General features: G+C 68.1%; 16 protein-coding genes, 1 other RNA gene and 1 riboswitch. Of the genes, 10 read left to right on the top strand and 7 right to left on the bottom strand.

Annotation, left to right across the window (positions count from 1 at the left end):
- Position 1: 1 nt before the first annotated feature.
- Both BCR55_RS11185 and BCR55_RS11180 read right to left on the bottom strand, forming a co-directional pair.
- A complete protein-coding gene (locus BCR55_RS11185) occupies positions 2-817 on the bottom strand; it encodes an ABC transporter ATP-binding protein (RefSeq protein ID WP_006405838.1) in 816 nt (271 codons plus the stop codon).
- Entirely contained in the window at positions 814-1,827 is a 1,014-nt protein-coding gene (locus BCR55_RS11180; protein WP_065494951.1) for an iron ABC transporter permease, read from the bottom strand. Before BCR55_RS11180 ends, BCR55_RS11185 begins: the two co-directional genes overlap by 4 nt.
- Positions 1,828-2,333: 506 nt before the next feature.
- Positions 2,334-2,588, bottom strand: a riboswitch (cobalamin riboswitch).
- 165 nt (positions 2,589-2,753) lie between these two features.
- Here BCR55_RS11180 and BCR55_RS11175 point away from each other — a divergent pair.
- From BCR55_RS11175 to BCR55_RS11155, 5 genes are all read left to right on the top strand, one after another.
- Positions 2,754-3,104 carry a hypothetical protein gene (locus tag BCR55_RS11175; protein WP_006398592.1) on the top strand — a complete coding sequence of 117 codons (351 nt, stop codon included), beginning with the start codon at positions 2,754-2,756 and terminating at the stop codon, positions 3,102-3,104.
- On the top strand, positions 3,101-3,415 hold the full coding sequence (locus BCR55_RS11170; protein ID WP_006398591.1) for a cell division protein ZapA: 315 nt from the start codon (positions 3,101-3,103) through the stop codon (positions 3,413-3,415). Before BCR55_RS11175 ends, BCR55_RS11170 begins: the two co-directional genes overlap by 4 nt.
- Before the next feature lie 82 nt (positions 3,416-3,497).
- Positions 3,498-3,679, top strand: a non-coding RNA gene (gene ssrS / locus BCR55_RS11165) — 6S RNA.
- Positions 3,680-3,826: 147 nt separating this feature from the next.
- Positions 3,827-4,288, top strand: a complete 462-nt coding sequence (locus tag BCR55_RS11160) for an EVE domain-containing protein (protein WP_006405841.1) — start codon at positions 3,827-3,829, stop codon at positions 4,286-4,288.
- 179 nt (positions 4,289-4,467) lie between these two features.
- On the top strand, positions 4,468-5,208 hold the full coding sequence (locus BCR55_RS11155) for an SIMPL domain-containing protein (protein ID WP_006398589.1): 741 nt from the start codon (positions 4,468-4,470) through the stop codon (positions 5,206-5,208).
- 121 nt (positions 5,209-5,329) lie between these two features.
- Here BCR55_RS11155 and lgt read toward each other — a convergent pair whose 3' ends face one another.
- Positions 5,330-6,223 (bottom strand): prolipoprotein diacylglyceryl transferase, encoded by an 894-nt coding sequence (gene lgt / locus BCR55_RS11150; protein ID WP_006398588.1) that lies wholly within the window; start codon positions 6,221-6,223, stop codon positions 5,330-5,332.
- Between the two features lie 89 nt (positions 6,224-6,312).
- A complete protein-coding gene (locus BCR55_RS11145; RefSeq protein ID WP_065494555.1) occupies positions 6,313-7,227 on the bottom strand; it encodes a LysR substrate-binding domain-containing protein in 915 nt (304 codons plus the stop codon).
- Positions 7,228-7,371: 144 nt separating this feature from the next.
- Here BCR55_RS11145 and ilvD point away from each other — a divergent pair, with 144 nt between their 5' ends.
- Both ilvD and BCR55_RS11135 read left to right on the top strand, forming a co-directional pair.
- Positions 7,372-9,045: a dihydroxy-acid dehydratase gene (ilvD, locus tag BCR55_RS11140; RefSeq protein ID WP_065494554.1), complete on the top strand. Its 1,674-nt coding sequence runs from the start codon at positions 7,372-7,374 to the stop codon at positions 9,043-9,045.
- A 158-nt stretch (positions 9,046-9,203) separates the two neighbouring features.
- Positions 9,204-9,530 (top strand): c-type cytochrome, encoded by a 327-nt coding sequence (locus BCR55_RS11135; protein WP_035488727.1) that lies wholly within the window; start codon positions 9,204-9,206, stop codon positions 9,528-9,530.
- Between the two features lie 88 nt (positions 9,531-9,618).
- On the opposite strand, the gene BCR55_RS11130 is transcribed toward BCR55_RS11135, so the two are convergent.
- From BCR55_RS11130 to BCR55_RS11120, 3 genes are read right to left on the bottom strand one after another with little or no spacing between them, the layout of a single operon-like run.
- The gene (locus BCR55_RS11130) at positions 9,619-10,401 is read right to left on the bottom strand and encodes a DUF2486 family protein (RefSeq protein WP_065494553.1); all 783 of its coding nucleotides are present in this window, start codon (positions 10,399-10,401) and stop codon (positions 9,619-9,621) included.
- A gap of 25 nt (positions 10,402-10,426) precedes the next feature.
- Positions 10,427-10,843 (bottom strand): DNA polymerase III subunit chi, encoded by a 417-nt coding sequence (locus BCR55_RS11125; RefSeq protein WP_006398582.1) that lies wholly within the window; start codon positions 10,841-10,843, stop codon positions 10,427-10,429.
- Positions 10,844-10,877: 34 nt separating this feature from the next.
- Complete coding sequence (locus BCR55_RS11120) at positions 10,878-12,389, bottom strand: leucyl aminopeptidase (protein ID WP_006398581.1); 1,512 nt, start codon at positions 12,387-12,389, stop codon at positions 10,878-10,880.
- 122 nt (positions 12,390-12,511) lie between these two features.
- Between BCR55_RS11120 and lptF the strand changes: the two genes are divergently transcribed.
- From lptF to BCR55_RS11105, 3 genes are read left to right on the top strand one after another with little or no spacing between them, the layout of a single operon-like run.
- Positions 12,512-13,606 carry an LPS export ABC transporter permease LptF gene (gene lptF, locus BCR55_RS11115; protein ID WP_006398580.1) on the top strand — a complete coding sequence of 365 codons (1,095 nt, stop codon included), beginning with the start codon at positions 12,512-12,514 and terminating at the stop codon, positions 13,604-13,606.
- 3 nt (positions 13,607-13,609) lie between these two features.
- The gene (lptG, locus tag BCR55_RS11110; RefSeq protein ID WP_006405846.1) at positions 13,610-14,758 is read left to right on the top strand and encodes an LPS export ABC transporter permease LptG; all 1,149 of its coding nucleotides are present in this window, start codon (positions 13,610-13,612) and stop codon (positions 14,756-14,758) included.
- Between the two features lie 28 nt (positions 14,759-14,786).
- Positions 14,787-15,167 (top strand): sirohydrochlorin chelatase, encoded by a 381-nt coding sequence (locus tag BCR55_RS11105; protein ID WP_006405847.1) that lies wholly within the window; start codon positions 14,787-14,789, stop codon positions 15,165-15,167.
- Positions 15,168-15,172: the final 5 nt, after the last annotated feature.

Below are 15,172 nucleotides of genomic sequence, written 5' to 3'. Positions count from 1 at the left end.
ATCATGCGCGCCGCTCGGGCCACGCGGGCAGCAATGCATCGCGGCCGTTTTCACGGATCAGCACGAGCGGATAGCCGAACGCGTCGCTCGCCCGTTCGGGCGTGAGCACGTCGCATACCGGCCCCGACCATGCTCGGCCGCGGCCGTCGAGCAGCAGCGCATGCGTCGCGAAACGTCGCGCGAGATTCAGGTCGTGGCACGAGAACAGCACGGTGCGCGCGCGCGCGTGAACCCAGTCGGTCAGCGCGGTCAGGCAGTCGATCTGGTGATGCAGATCCAGATGCGCGAGCGGCTCGTCGAGCAGCATCAGCGGCGCGTCCTGGCACAGCGTCGCGGCCAGTGCGACGCGCTGCCGCTCGCCGCCCGACAGCGACAGCACGTCGCGCCCGGCGAGCGCGCTCAGGCCGAACGTCGCGAGCGCGGCGCGCGCCGCCTCGCGGTCGCCGTCGCGCTCCCAGCCCCAGCCGGCGAGATACGGAAAGCGGTTGAGCAGCACCGTGTCGAACACCGTCGCGCTGAATGCGTCGTGCAGTTGCTGCGGCATCAGCGCGCGGCGCTGCGCGAGTTGCGCGGGCCGCCATGCGGACAACGGCCGGCCGTCGATCTCGACACTGCCGCCGGCCGGCGGCCGCAGTCCCGCGAGCGTCGCGAGCAGCGTCGTCTTGCCGGCGCCGTTCGGGCCCGCGACGCACCAGATTTCGCCGGGCCGGAACGCCTGCGTGAACGCCGCGAGCAGCGTGCGTGCGCCGGCCTTCAGCGTCAGGTCGCGCGCTGCGTAGGCGCCTTGTTCTGCGGCATCGAACCTGGCCGCGGTCATCGTGTCGGCCTCCTCAGCAACATCCACAGGAACACCGGCACGCCGATCAGCGCGGTCATCACGCCGACCGGCAATTGCGCGGGCGCGATCGCGCTGCGCGCGAGCAGGTCGGCCGCCATCACGCCGCTGCCGCCCGCGAGCATCGCGGCGGGCAACAGCATGCGCTGATCGTTGCCGAACGCGAGCCGCAGCGCGTGCGGCACGACGAGGCCGACGAAGCCGATCGTGCCGGCCGTCGTGACCGCGGCCGCGGCGGCGAGCGATGCGGCGAGATAGACGCGCACGCGCAGCCGCGCGACCGGCACGCCGAGCGCGAGCGCCGCCGCGTCGCCGCGCAGCAGCACGTTCAGCTGCGGCGCGGCCGGCAGCGCGACGACCGCGGCGAGCAGCAGCGCACCCCACGCGAACCATGGCGCGCTCGCGCCGTTCAGATCGCCGGTCAACCAGAACAGGATGCCGCGCAGCCGCGCATCGGGCGCGATCGACAGCAGCAGCGTGACGAGCGCGCCCCAGCCGGCGGCGATCACGACGCCGGTCAGCAGCAGCCGCGGCGATGCGTCGCGCGATTCGCCGCGCCACAGTTCGCGACGTGCGAGGCCAAGCACGAGCGCGATCGACACGAGCGCACCGGCGAACGCCGATGCATCGACGAGCCACCACGCACCGCCCGCAATCATCGCGACGAGCGCGAAGCCGGCCGCGCCGCCCGACACGCCGAGCACGTACGGCTCCGCGAGCGGATTGCGCAGCAGGACCTGCAACAGCGCGCCGGCGAGCGCGAGCAACGCGCCGCACGCGAAGCCGGCCAACGCACGCGGGAGCCGCAGCGTGCGCACGATGTCGGCGAACAGCGCGGCATCGCCCGTCGCGTCGCTGCCGTGCGGCACGAGCGCCGCGAGCGCCTGCCATGGCGACATCGCCACGCTGCCGATCGACAGCGACGCGACGAGCAGCAGCGCGGCGGCGGCCGCGAGCGCGGCCCACATCGCGGCGGCGCGACGCGCGTTCATACGGCGCGCAGCGCACGGCATGCCGCGCGCTGCGTGTGTGCGCGAATGCGCGCGATGGCCGCAGCCGGCACGGACGCGGCGGCGCGGGAGGTCACGATGATCGGCAAACGAATCGTCCTGGTCGGGCGGGTTGGCGAAGCGAGGTGCGCGGCGCGGCGGCCGCGCGCGATCTGCGCAATATAGAGGAAAGCGCCGGCATCGACGCTGCCGCGCGGACGTCGGCCGCAGGTCGAGCATGTGGCGGCGTGCGCGAGCCAAGGTCGATGCTGCGGCGCCGCTGCGCGCGAGCGGCTGCCGCCCGCAGAGCGACGCGCACCATGGCGCCCGCCGCGCACGCATGCACACGCACCGGCGCAAACGCAGACGCGGGCACGAACGCCGCCGCAGCGAACGGCGAAGCCGCACGCGGCACGCGGCGCCAGGCGGACGATTGGGGTCGGCATCGAAGAAAGTCCCGTGAAGCACTGCGCGTCCCGCCTCCCCGCAGGCCGCGCGTCACGAAGCCCGCACGGGCTCCCCGCCTCGGCCGGTATCCGGGCTGGCGGCGCACCGGCTCGCCTTCCCGCGCGAACGAACGCGCAGTGGCCCGCGCTTGCGTGCATTGCACGCGAAACGCGCCCGAGCCGGCCTGCATCGAACGACGCGGCCGCTTACCGTTGCGGGGGCAGCGCAGGTGAGCGGCGTCCTGGCGAACGCGCGCATTCCTGCTTCCCGTTTAACCGCGCGTGTCACGCGCGAGCACCGAGGCGGCGCCAGTTTAGGAGCGGGCCGCCCGAGCGTCAAGAATCGCGCCTGGCAAGCGCGAATCGCGCGCACGATCCGCGGATTCGCGGCAAGAAGCAGGGGTGTTACGACTGGAAACGTTACAGATGTCGGAATGCGCGTTATTCCGCGCTAAAATGCTGGGTCTTTAGAGGACGCAGCAGATGCTCAACGAACTCGAAACCCTATCTCAAAATATTGGCCGGCTGATTTCGCTGAACAAGCGCTATCACTCGGAACGGCTCGCGCTCGAGGAGCAGGTCGCGCAACTGCGCGCGGAAGCGGAAGCGGTGCGTGCGGAACTCGCGCAGCTGCGCGACGAACGCAATGCGCTCGAGGCCGAACGCGACACGCTGTCGGCGAAGATCGACGACGCGCAAGTCAAACTGAACGCGATCCTCGAAAAACTGCCGCGCACGAAGAGCGCGGAGCAAGCCGACAATCAGCTCGACCTGCTGGATGCGCAGGCGCGCACCGATAGCGACGACGCGGCCAGCCACGGAGAACATGCATGAGCACGAAGCAGATCGAAGTCTCCATTCTCGGTCAGAGTTATCGTCTCGCCTGCTCGGCCGAAACGGAAGCGGCGCTGCTCGAAGCGGTCGCGCGCGTCGACGCGGAAATGTCGAAGATCCGCGCCAACAGCTCGGTGCGCGGCACCGATCGCATCGCGGTCATGGCCGCGCTGTCGCTCGCATCGGAATTGCTGCGACTGCAAACGAGCGTGCGGCACGGTGAAGCATTTCCGGCCGAGGAAATCCGGCGTACAATGCGCCAGATGAACGAACAACTCGGTGCGGTGCTCGCACAGCACGAGACGCAGTAAATCTTCGAATCGATGCGTCGATTCCCCTTGATCTCCACGATCAACGGTGGTCAAATTGGCGCAACGATTCACAGTTCAGTCAGCTTCCCTGCCTGGTTCGCCAAGGTCATATATTCCTTGAACCAATGCCATGTGCACGGTTGCGGAAATTTGTAGCACGGGCGCGCGCGTCACTCTGTCTGATGTACCCGAAGTGCTGCTAACTGCGACCAATTCTGAACCTCAGGTTCAGGATGCCGGCCTAGCGGCTAAGGCGGGGGCCTATCCAACGGCATCGGGCGAGTCCCGATGCCGTTTCCTTTTTCAGGGTCCGTCTGCGTATCGCCTGCGCACGCACGCTGTCGCTGCCGCGCGTGAACGCGCCGATCGCGATCGCCCTCACACTGCCTCTTTTTGCGTCGATTACGATCCATGCAATTCTGGCTGATGAAGTCCGAACCGGACGAAGCGAGCATCGACGATCTCGCGCACGCCCCGCAACGCACGCTGCCGTGGACCGGCGTGCGCAACTATCAGGCGCGCAATTTCATGCGCGACACGATGAAGATCGGCGACGGCGTGCTGTTCTATCACTCGAGCTGCCCCGAACCGGGCATCGCGGGCCTCGCCGAAGTCGCGTCGACGCCCTACCCCGATCCCACGCAATTTGATCCGAAGAGCCCGTACTACGATCCGAAATCGTCGCCGGAATCGCCGCGCTGGCTGCTCGTCGACGTACGCTTCGTGAAGAAGACGCCGCTCGTGCCGCTCGCCGCGCTGCGCGAGCACGACGAGCTGGCCGACATGCGCGTGCTCGCGCGCGGCAATCGGCTGTCGATCACGCCCGTCACGCGCGCCGAATGGAAATTCATCACCGAAAAGCTGATGAAGTGACGATGTCGAACGTCAAATCCCGTCAGCTCGCGCCGCCCCGGCGGAACTCGCGACGCGCTCGCGCAGCCTAAGCATCCGCTGCCGGACCGATCGGGTGCGGCAGCGTTTTCGTTGCGCGGCCAGCCCGCGTCGTGCACGCGCGAACCGCGTGCGCGCCCTCGCACAAGGAGAGTCCAACAATGACCAAGAAGTCCGCCGTCGCGCTGTCGCTCGCGCTCGCCGCCGCCGTTCCCGTCGCGTTGACGCTTGCGTCGCCTGCCGCGCACGCGCAGGCCGTGAACCCCCATTTCCCGGAACCGGCCGGCGTGCTGTCGCTGTCGTCGCAGGCGAGCGCCGACGTGCCGCAGGACATCATTCACATCACGCTGTTCTACGAGCAACAGGCGAAGGATCCGGGCAGCCTGACGTCCGCGCTGAATCAGCGCGCCGACGCCGCGCTCGCGCAGGCGAAGGGCGTGTCGGGCGTATCCGCGCACACCGGCGCGTTCTCCGTCTATCCGAGCACCGATCGCGACGGCAAGATCTCCGCATGGCGCGGCCGCACGGAAGTCGTGCTCGAATCGCGCGATTTCGCCGCGGCGTCGAAGCTCGCGGGCCAGCTGTCGAATCTCATGCAGGTCGCGAACGTCGAGTTCTCGCTGTCGCCCGAAGCGCAGCGCGCGGCCGAGCAGAAGCTCACGACCGAAGCGATCAAGTCGTTCCGTGCGCGCGCGGACGAAGCGGCGAAAGCGTTCGGCTACAGCAGCTATACGATCCGCGACGTCAACGTCGGCAGCGGCCGCAACGTGCAGCCGTATCCGCGGATGATGGCGATGGCCGCCGCACCGATGGACAGCGCGAAGATGAGCGCACCGATTGCGGTCGAAGGCGGCAAGGCGACCGTGTCGGTGACGGTCAACGGTTCCGTGCAGATGAAGTAACCGTAGCGCGCGGGTCGCGCCGCGCCAGCAGCATGTAAAAACGCCGGCCCGCAGGCCGGCGTTTTTTGTTGCGCGATGCCGATACGCGCGCTTGCGCGCATCGGCCCCGCATCGGCTCGCATTACGCGGCGGCCGCAGCCGTGCGGCGGCGCCGATACGCCCACACCATCAGTGCGATGCCCGCGACGATCATCGGCAGCGACAGCCACTGCCCCATCGACAGCCCGAGTGCAAGCAGACCGAGGAAATCGTCGGGCTCGCGCGCGAATTCGACGGTGAAGCGCGCGAGGCCGTAGCCGATCAGAAACAGCGCGGAAACGGCGCCCATCGGCCGCGGTTTGCGCGCGAAGAAGAACAGCACGAAGAACAGCGCGATCCCTTCGAGCGCGATCTCGTAGAGCTGCGACGGATGACGCGGCAGCATCTGGTATTGCATGAACACGTCGGCGAGATGCCACTTCTCGACGAGCTCCGGGTGCTTCGGCAGCCACGCCGCATCGTCGCGCATCGCGCCGGGAAACAGCATCGCCCACGGCGCGCCCGGATCGGTCACGCGACCCCACAGCTCGCCGTTGATGAAGTTGCCGAGTCGCCCCGCGGCGAGCCCCGTCGGCACCATCGGCGCGACGAAGTCGGTCACCTGCAGCCAGTGGCGCTTGCGCTGCCACGCGAACAGCACCATCGCGAGCGTCACGCCGAGAAAGCCGCCGTGAAACGACATCCCGCCTTCCCACACCTTGAACACGTCGAGCGGATGCGACAGGTAGAAGCCGGCCTTGTAGAACAGCACGTAGCCGAGCCGGCCGCCGAGCACGGTGCCGAGCACGCCGTAGAACAGCATGTCGTCGATGTCCTTCGCGGTCCAGCCCTGCGCAGCGACGTGCGGCAGCTTCAGCCGGATCCGGCCGACGACGATCGCCGCGATGAAGCCGACGAGATACATGAGGCCGTACCAGCGCACGGCCAGCGGCCCGAGGTGGATCGCAACGGGGTCGAAATTCGGGTGAATGATCATGGATTAGCGATGAAGTTTTCGAATGCGGCACGGCGCCGGCCGACGCGCGGCACCGCGCATTGGACGGCACACGCGCGCCATCGTTCACGTCAGGCGGCGGGCGCCTGCGCACGCACGACCTCGATGAACGCGGCCAGCACGGGGCTTACGTCGCCGGTGCGCCAGACGAGGCCCGTCTCGACGACGGGCGCGTCGCCGGCGAGCGGCCGGTAGACCACGCCGGTGCGCCGCAGATTACGCAGCGATTGCGGCACCAGTGCGACGCCCATGCCGGCCGACACGAGGCTGACGATCGTCTGCATCTGGATCGCCTCCTGGCCGATGCGCGGTATCGCGCCGGCCGCGCCGTAGCAGCCCGTAATGATGTCATAAAAGCCGGGCGCCAAACGGCGCGGAAAGATCACGAGCGGCAGCGCGGCGATCTCGGCGAGGTGTACGGGCGTGTCTTCCGGCGCGTCGGACGCGCCCGCCGGCATCGCGACGACGAGCGGCTCGCGCACGACCGGCAGATACGACAGCCCGGCCGCATGACGCGGCGGCACGGGCGGAATCACGAGCCCCGCGTCGATCCGGCCCGCGACGAGCTCGTCGATCTGCACGTCGCTCGTCGCTTCCGCGAGCTGCAGGCGCACCTGCGGATAGCGCGCGCCGAATGCGCGCAGCAGCGACGGCAGCAGCCCGTAGTCGGCCGTCGAGACGAACGCGAGCGCGAGCGAACCGGCCTCGCCGCGCGCGAGGCGCCGCGCGAGCGGCGGCAGCGCATCGGCCGCCGCGAGGAGGCGCCGCACGTCGGGCAGCAGCGCCGCACCGACCGCCGTCAGCGCGACCGAGCGTTTCGTGCGGGCGAACAGCGCGACGCCGAGCGCGTCCTCGAGCGCGCGGATCGCCTGCGAGAGCGGCGGCTGCGTGATCGACAGCCGCTCGGCGGCGCGGCCGAAATGCCGCTCGTCGGCGACGGTCACGAAATAGCGCCACTGGCGCAGGTCGGGCGTCGGTTCGGTCATCGCTCACTCATTCGCAAAAAGACTTAATAAGCGACAAATAATATATTGGACACGCGAATACGGAAACGCCATCCTTGTTCGAGCCGCACCGCACGGCGCGCCCGCGCGATTGGTCCGGCCCCACAACAATCGATGGAGCTCCCCATGTCGTACAACCGTCGCTCGAAGCACATCACGCAAGGCGTCGCCCGCTCGCCGAACCGTTCGATGTATTACGCCCTCGGCTATCAAAAGGAAGATTTCGACAAGCCGATGATCGGCATCGCCAACGGGCATTCGACGATCACGCCGTGCAACGCAGGGCTGCAGCGCCTGTCCGACGCGGCCGTCGAGGCGATCAAGGCGGCCGGCGCGAATCCGCAGATCTTCGGCACGCCCACGATCTCGGACGGCATGTCGATGGGCACCGAAGGGATGAAGTACTCGCTCGTGTCGCGCGAGGTGATCGCCGACTGCATCGAGACCTGCGTGCAGGGCCAATGGATGGACGGCGTCGTGGTGGTCGGCGGCTGCGACAAGAACATGCCGGGCGGGATGATCGCGCTCGCGCGGCTGAACGTGCCGGGCATCTACGTGTACGGCGGGACGATCCGCCCGGGCCACTGGAAAGGCAAGGATCTGACGATCGTCTCGGCGTTCGAGGCGGTCGGCGAATTCACGGCCGGGCGCATGTCGGACGAGGATTTCGAAGGCATCGAGCGCAACGCGTGCCCGACGTCGGGCTCGTGCGGCGGCATGTACACCGCGAACACGATGAGCTCGTCGTTCGAGGCGCTCGGCATGTCGCTGATGTATTCGTCGACGATGGCGAACCCCGATCAGGAAAAGGCCGATTCGGCCGCCGAATCGGCGCGTGTGCTCGTCGAAGCGGTGAAGCGCGACCTGAAGCCGCGCGACATCATCACGAAGCAGTCGATCGAGAACGCGGTGTCGCTGATCATGGCGACCGGCGGCTCGACCAATGCGGTGCTGCACTATCTCGCGATCGCGCATGCGGCCGAGGTCGACTGGACGATCGACGACTTCGAGCGGATCCGCAAGCGTGTGCCGGTGATCTGCGACCTGAAGCCGTCGGGCCAGTACGTCGCGACCGACCTGCACCGTGCGGGCGGCATTCCGCAGGTGCTGAAGATCCTGCTCGATGCGGGCCTGCTCCACGGCGACTGCGTCACGATCACGGGCCGCACGCTCGCCGAAGAGCTGAAGGACGTGCCGTCCGTGCCGCGCACCGACCAGCAGGTGATCTTCCCGATCGAGCGCGCGCTATACAAGGAAGGCCATCTCGCGATCCTGAAGGGCAATCTCGCCGAGGACGGCGCGGTCGCGAAGATCACCGGGCTGAAGAACCCGGTGATCACGGGCCCGGCGCGCGTGTTCGACGACGAGCAAAGCGCGATGGACGCGATCCTAGGCGACAAGATCCGCGCCGGCGACGTGCTCGTGCTGCGCTATCTCGGCCCGCAAGGCGGCCCCGGCATGCCCGAAATGCTCGCGCCGACGTCGGCGATCATCGGCAAGGGGCTCGGCGAATCGGTCGGCTTCATCACCGATGGCCGCTTCTCCGGCGGTACGTGGGGGATGGTCGTCGGCCACGTCGCGCCCGAGGCCTTCGTCGGCGGCACGATCGCGCTCGTGCAGGAAGGCGACTCGATCACGATCGACGCGCATAAGCTGCTGCTGCAGCTGAACGTCGACGATGCGGAGCTCGCGCGCCGCCGCGCCGCATGGAAGCAGCCGGCGCCGCGCTATACGAGCGGCGTGCTCGCCAAGTATGCCGCGCTCGCACGGCCGGCGAATCGGGGCGCGGTCACGGGGTGACGTGCGGCCCGTCATGCGGGCTGTTTTCGGCGGTGCGGCGGCTCGGCGGTGCGGCAGTCCGTCCGCCGCGCCCCATCGGCAGCGCGCCGAACCGGCGTCTTCTTTGCTCTTATAATGCGCGGACCGTGAAGCCGGCCGTGCCGCCGGCGGAGAACCGCATGAAACAAACGATATTGCGCGCGCTGCTCGCGACGCTGCTGGCCGGCGGCGCGGCGGCCGCGTCGGCGCAGCAGGCCGACGGACTGACGCTCGCGCAACGCAAGAACTGCATGGCCTGCCATGCGGTCGGCAAGCCGCTGATGGGCCCGTCGTTCCACGACATCGCGCGCCGCTATGCGCCGCGCGGCGATGCGGCCGACTATCTCGCGCAGTCGATCGTAAAGGGCAGCGTCGGCGTGTGGGGAAACGTGCCGATGCCGGCCAATACGCAGCTGACGACCGCCGAAGCGCATACGCTCGCGCAATGGGTGATGTCGCTGCACTGATTCGAATCGGATGAAAACCGGCTGCGGCGCGCTCGACATGCGGCCGCATCGCCGCTGCGCCGCTGCGCCGGAGTGGCCCGCTCGCCGTTCAGTCGGAACGCGTGCCGCGGCGCCGCGCGATTTCCTCGTCGACCGCGTCGCGCACCCAGTCCATCACCTCGGTTTCGAGCGCCAGCGCCACTTCGCGCGTGATCTGGCCGACCAGCCACGCCGAATGGTCGTGCAGCGCCTCGCGGCAGCGCGCTTCGATCGCGTCGCGCCCTGCGCCGGTCAGATAAGCGGTCAGACGGTTGCGCAGGCGCTCGGCGACATGCTGCGCATCCTCGGCCGTCAGCACTGCCACCGGCTCGTCGGCGGCGGGCACAACGGCTTCAGGCAGCGTGTCGTCGACCACGGGGCGGCCCGGCGACCGTGCGGCTGCACTGGCGGCGGCGTCCCCCAACGGCACGTCGGCGGCCAATGTCGATGACAGCGGCGCGCCCATCGCCGCGTCTTGCGCGACGACCTGCCGCGCGGCGCCCGGCTCGGCCGGCGCATCCGCATCGCGCGCCGCCGCCGCGGCGGCCAGCGGCCATTCGACTGCCGGCACGTCGGGTGTCGGCACCGGATGCACGGCGACGACTTCGGGATCGGCTTCGGCTTCCGGCGCGGCGGCCGGCACGGTAGACGACGCGGTAGCCGGCGCCGCGGCCGCGCCGCCCGGCACGAGCACATCGGTCAGTAGCGGCAGCGCCGCGTCGTCGTGCAGCGAGTGCGGCGGCTGCGGCGCCTGCGGCGGCACATCGGCTTCGCGCGCCTGCGCGCGTTCCGGCCGGCCCGGCACGAGTACGTCGGTCAGCGTCGGAATCGAGGATGGGTCGGGTTGTGTCACGCGAGCACTCCGTCGACGGTTTCGGCTAGCCGCCCTGCTTGTAATTGTTCAGCGCATAGCCGCGATCGCGGTAGAAACGATAGCGTTCACGGCCTGCGGCCAGTTCGTCCGGCGCATTGCCGACCACTTCGAGCAGCCGCTCGAAGCGCGCGAACTGCGCGGGCACGGCCGCGCCGAGGTTCAGCAGCACGTGGTAATGCGGCGCCTTGTCGAGGTCGGCGGCGAGCACGATCGGCGTGCCGGCCGCGTGCGCGCTGTCGACGCCGCAATGCGGAATGAAGTCGAGCGGCGAAAACGTCCACAGCCGCTCGTCGAGCGCGCGCAGGCGTGCGGGCTCCGCGACCACGACGACCGGCTGCCCCGCCTGGTAGGCCTTGCGCAGCAGCCGGCACGCATACGCGAGCGAATCGCCGACGTTCGAATGGAAATCGATCCGCGTCATGACCCGCGTACCCGCATCGTCGTCGCTCGCGCCATTACTGGCCGGCGCGGTCGATCAGGAACTGCGCGAGCAACGGCACCGGACGGCCGGTCGCGCCCTTCGCCGCCCCGCTCTTCCACGCGGTGCCCGCGATGTCGAGGTGCGCCCACGGGTAGTTCTCGGTGAAGCGCGACAGGAAGCAGGCGGCCGTCACGCTGCCGGCCGGACGCCCGCCGATGTTGGCGAGATCCGCGAAGTTCGACTTCAGCTGATCTTGATACTCGTCGTCGAGCGGCAAACGCCATGCCGGATCGTTCGCCTCGCGCGACGCGTCGAGCAGTTCGCCCGCGAGCGCGTCGTCCTTCGAGAACAGCCCGCTGTTGTGGTGGCCGAGCGCGATGATGCAGGCGCCCGTCAGCGTCGCGATGTCGATCACCGCGGCCGGCTTGAAACGCTCGGCGTACGTGAGCGCGTCGCACAGGATCAGGCGGCCTTCGGCGTCGGTGTTCAGCACCTCGATCGTCAGCCCCTTCATGCTCGTCACGACGTCGCCCGGCTTCGTCGCGTTGCCGCCCGGCATGTTCTCGCAGGTCGGGATGATGCCGACGACGTTCAGCTTCAGCCCCATCTCGGCGACCGCGCGAATCGTGCCGAGCACCGAGCCGGCGCCGCACATGTCGTACTTCATTTCGTCCATGCCCTCGCCCGGCTTCAGCGAGATGCCGCCCGTGTCGAAGGTGATGCCCTTGCCGACCAGCACGATCGGCGCGGCCTTCGCGGCGGCGCCCTGATAGTGCAGCACGATGAACTGCGGCGGCTCGACCGACGCGCGCGCGACCGACAGGAACGAGCCCATCTTCAGCGCCTGGATCTGTTTCAGGCCGAGCACCTCGGCCTTCATCCCCCAGTCCTTCGCGAGCTGCTTCGCGGTGTTCGCAAGATAGGTCGGCGTGCAGACGTTGCCCGGCAGGTTGCCGAGGTCGCGGGTCAGATCCATCCCGTTCGCGAGCGCGACGGCCTGCTTGACCGCGACCTTCGCGGCCTTCTCGTCGGCCGGCTCGACGCTGAACACCACGCGCTTCAACGTATGCGAGACCGGTTCCGGCTTGCTCTTCATCTGCGTGAACCGGTAGGTCTCGTTGCGCAGCGCGAGAATCGCCGCGCGCACGCCCCAGTCCGAGCCGCGCTCGTCGACCGGCAGCTGCGCGAGCGTGAACGTGACCTGGACGACCTTCGTCGCGAGCAGCGCGCGCCATGCGGCCGTGACGGCGTCGTTGTAGGCTTTCTGGTTGAAAGCATCCTGCTTGCCGAGGCCGACCAGCAGCACGCGCGACGCGCCGATGCCCGACACCTCCGGCAGGAACAGCGTCTTGCCGCGCTTGCCGTCCATGTCGCCGGCCTTCACGACGCGCGAAATCAGTCCCTTGGTGGCCGTGTCGATGTCCAGCGCTGCGCCCGACAGCGTCTGCGCTTCGAAGATGCCGAGCACGATGCAGTCGGACTTCCCGGTCAGGAACCCCTTCGCCTCGCCTTTGCTCCAATCACAGCCTTTTATGCTAAAGTCCATCGCGCTTGTCCTCGGATAAAATCTGGGCTAAGGATGAAAGCCGCAATTATCCGCTATTTTTCCCGTGGCGGCGCGAGCGCCGCACCACGCGGGCGCTGCCTCCCGCCCTCTTCTCTTCAAGAATGATCTTCGAACGCTCCCTCCAGCGCGAGCTTGCGTATACGGCTGGTGCCGTGTTCATGGTGCTGCTCACGATCATGCTCACGACGATGATGATCCGCATCGTCGGCTATGCCGCGTCCGGCGAAGTCGACCCGAAGGACGTCCTCGTGCTGATCGGCCTGACCGTCATCGGCTATCTTGCGGTGATGCTCGTCGTCACGCTGTTCGTGTCGATCCTGTTCGTGCTCACCCGGTGGTACCGGGACTCCGAAATGGTCGTCTGGCTCGCGTCGGGCGTGAGCCTCACGCGGCTCATCAAGCCGATCGGCGTGTTCGCGACGCCCATCATCGTGCTGATCACGTTCTTCGCGTTCGTCGGCTGGCCGTGGTCGAACCAGCAGAGCCGGCTGATCAAGGCGCGCTTCCAGCAGCGCGACGAGATCTCGCTGCTCGCGCCCGGCCAGTTCCGCGAATCGGCGTCGAACCATCGCGTGTTCTTCATCGAGAAGATGACGCCCGACCAGAGCAAGGTGCAGAACGTGTTCGTCACGTCCACCGAGAACGGCAAGGTCAACGTCGTCGTGTCGCAGACGGGCCACACCGAAACCACGAAGGACGGCGACCGCTTCGTCGTGCTCGAGGACGGCCGCCGCTACGACGGCACGCCCGGCCAGCCGAACTTCAAGATCATGGAGTTCGAGCGCTACGGCGTGAAGATCACGAGCAAGCCGGTCGTCAACGTGCCGACCACGAGCAGCACGCCCACGCCCGAGCTGCTGCGTAACCCGACGCGCGACAACCTCGCGGAATTCGCGTGGCGCGCCGGCCTGCCGCTGATCGCGATCAACCTGATGGTGCTCGGCATTCCGCTCGCCTATCAGAACCCGCGCCGCAGCCGCACGATCAACCTCGTGATGGCCGTGCTGATCTATCTGACCTACTCGAACCTGCTGAACGTCGTGCAGGCGCAGATCGAGCAGGGCAAGATGTCGTTCGGCGTCGGGCTCGTCGCGCTGCACGTGGTCGTCGCGGCGATCGTCGCGTTCATCTTCTGGCTGCGGGTGCGCAATCGCCCGCTTTTCACACGCGCGCTGTTCGGCCGCTCGGGAGCATGATCGATGCGGCTCTATGAAAAGTACTTCGCGCGGCAGATCTACGTCACGTTCGTCTTCATCCTGTTCGCGTTCTCGGGCCTGTTCTTCTTCTTCGACCTGATCAGCGAACTGAACTCGGTCGGGCACGGCAACTACAAGTTCGGCTACGCGGTGCTGCGCGTCGCGCTGCAGACGCCGTCGCGCTTCTACGAAATCATCCCGGTCGCCGCGCTGATCAGCGCGATCTACGTGTTCGCGCAAATGGCCGCGAACTCGGAGTTCACGATCTTCCGCGTCTCGGGCCTCGCGACCAACCAGGCGCTGCGCTCGCTGCTGAAGATCGGCGTGCCGCTCGTGATCGTCACCTACCTGATCGGCGAGTTCGTCGGCCCGTACGCCGACCAGCTGTCCGAGCGCGTGCGGCTGCAGGCGCTCGGCGCATCGGTGTCGTCGAACTTCCAGTCCGGCGTATGGGTGAAGGACACGCTCGCCGCGCGCGAGAACGGCGAGCAGGTCACGCGTTTCGTGAACGTCGGCAGCCTCGCGCCCGATTCGACGATCAGCAACGTGCGGATCTACGAATTCGACGCGAAATTCCAGCTGAAGAACGTGCGCATCGCGCAGACGGGACGCTACGAGCCGCCCGGCCACTGGCTGCTCAAGGGCGTGACCGAGACGGAACTGACGCCGATCCGGCCGATCGCCGGGCAAGCGCCCGATGCGCTGAACCCCGTGTACCGGTCGCAGCAGGTGTCGCTGCCCGAATACCGGCTGCGCTCGGATCTCACGCCGCAGATCCTGTCCGTGCTGCTCGTGTCGCCCGAGCGCATGTCGATCATCAACCTGTTCCGCTATATCCAGCACTTGCGCGAAAACCATCAGGACACGCAGCGCTACGACATCGCGCTGTGGCGCAAGCTGCTCTATCCGTTCGCGGTGTTCGTGATGCTCGTGCTGTCGCTGCCGTTCGCGTATCTGCATACGCGTGCGGGCGTGGTGGGCGTGAAGGTGTTCGGCGGCATCATGCTCGGGATGAGCTTCCAGCTCCTCAATACGCTGTTCTCGCATATCGGTACGCTGAACACGTGGCCCGCGCCGCTCACCGCAGCCACACCGGGCCTGATCTATCTCGCGCTCGGGCTGTTCGCACTGAAATGGGTCGACCGGCACTGAGCGCCGCGCGCCCGACGGAGGATTCGACATGAATGCGCACGGCATCGTCCTGTTCGGTCATGGCGCGCGCGATCCGCGCTGGGCCGAGCCGTTCGAGCGGCTCGCCGCGCGGCTGCGCGCCGCCGGCAGCGCCGCGCAGGTATCGCTCGCGTTCCTCGAACTGATGACGCCTTCGCTCGACGCCGCGGTTGCCGCACAGATTGCGGCCGGCTGCACGCGCGTGACCGTCGTGCCGGTGTTCTTCGGCCAGGGCGGCCACGTGCGGCGCGATCTGCCGCAACTGATCGACGCGTGCCGTGCCGCCCATCCCGGTGTCGAGATCCGCTGCGCGACGGCCGTCGGCGAAGACGACGGCGTGCTCGACGCGATCGCGCGCTACTGCATCGACCAGCTCGAACGCGACGCCTGAAAGGC

Source organism: Burkholderia sp. CCA53 (assembly GCF_001685525.1).
In the GTDB taxonomy this organism is placed as follows: domain Bacteria; phylum Pseudomonadota; class Gammaproteobacteria; order Burkholderiales; family Burkholderiaceae; genus Burkholderia; species Burkholderia multivorans.
The sequence above is the reverse complement of the archived record's forward strand: the minus strand, read 5'-3'. Positions and strand labels throughout refer to the sequence as shown.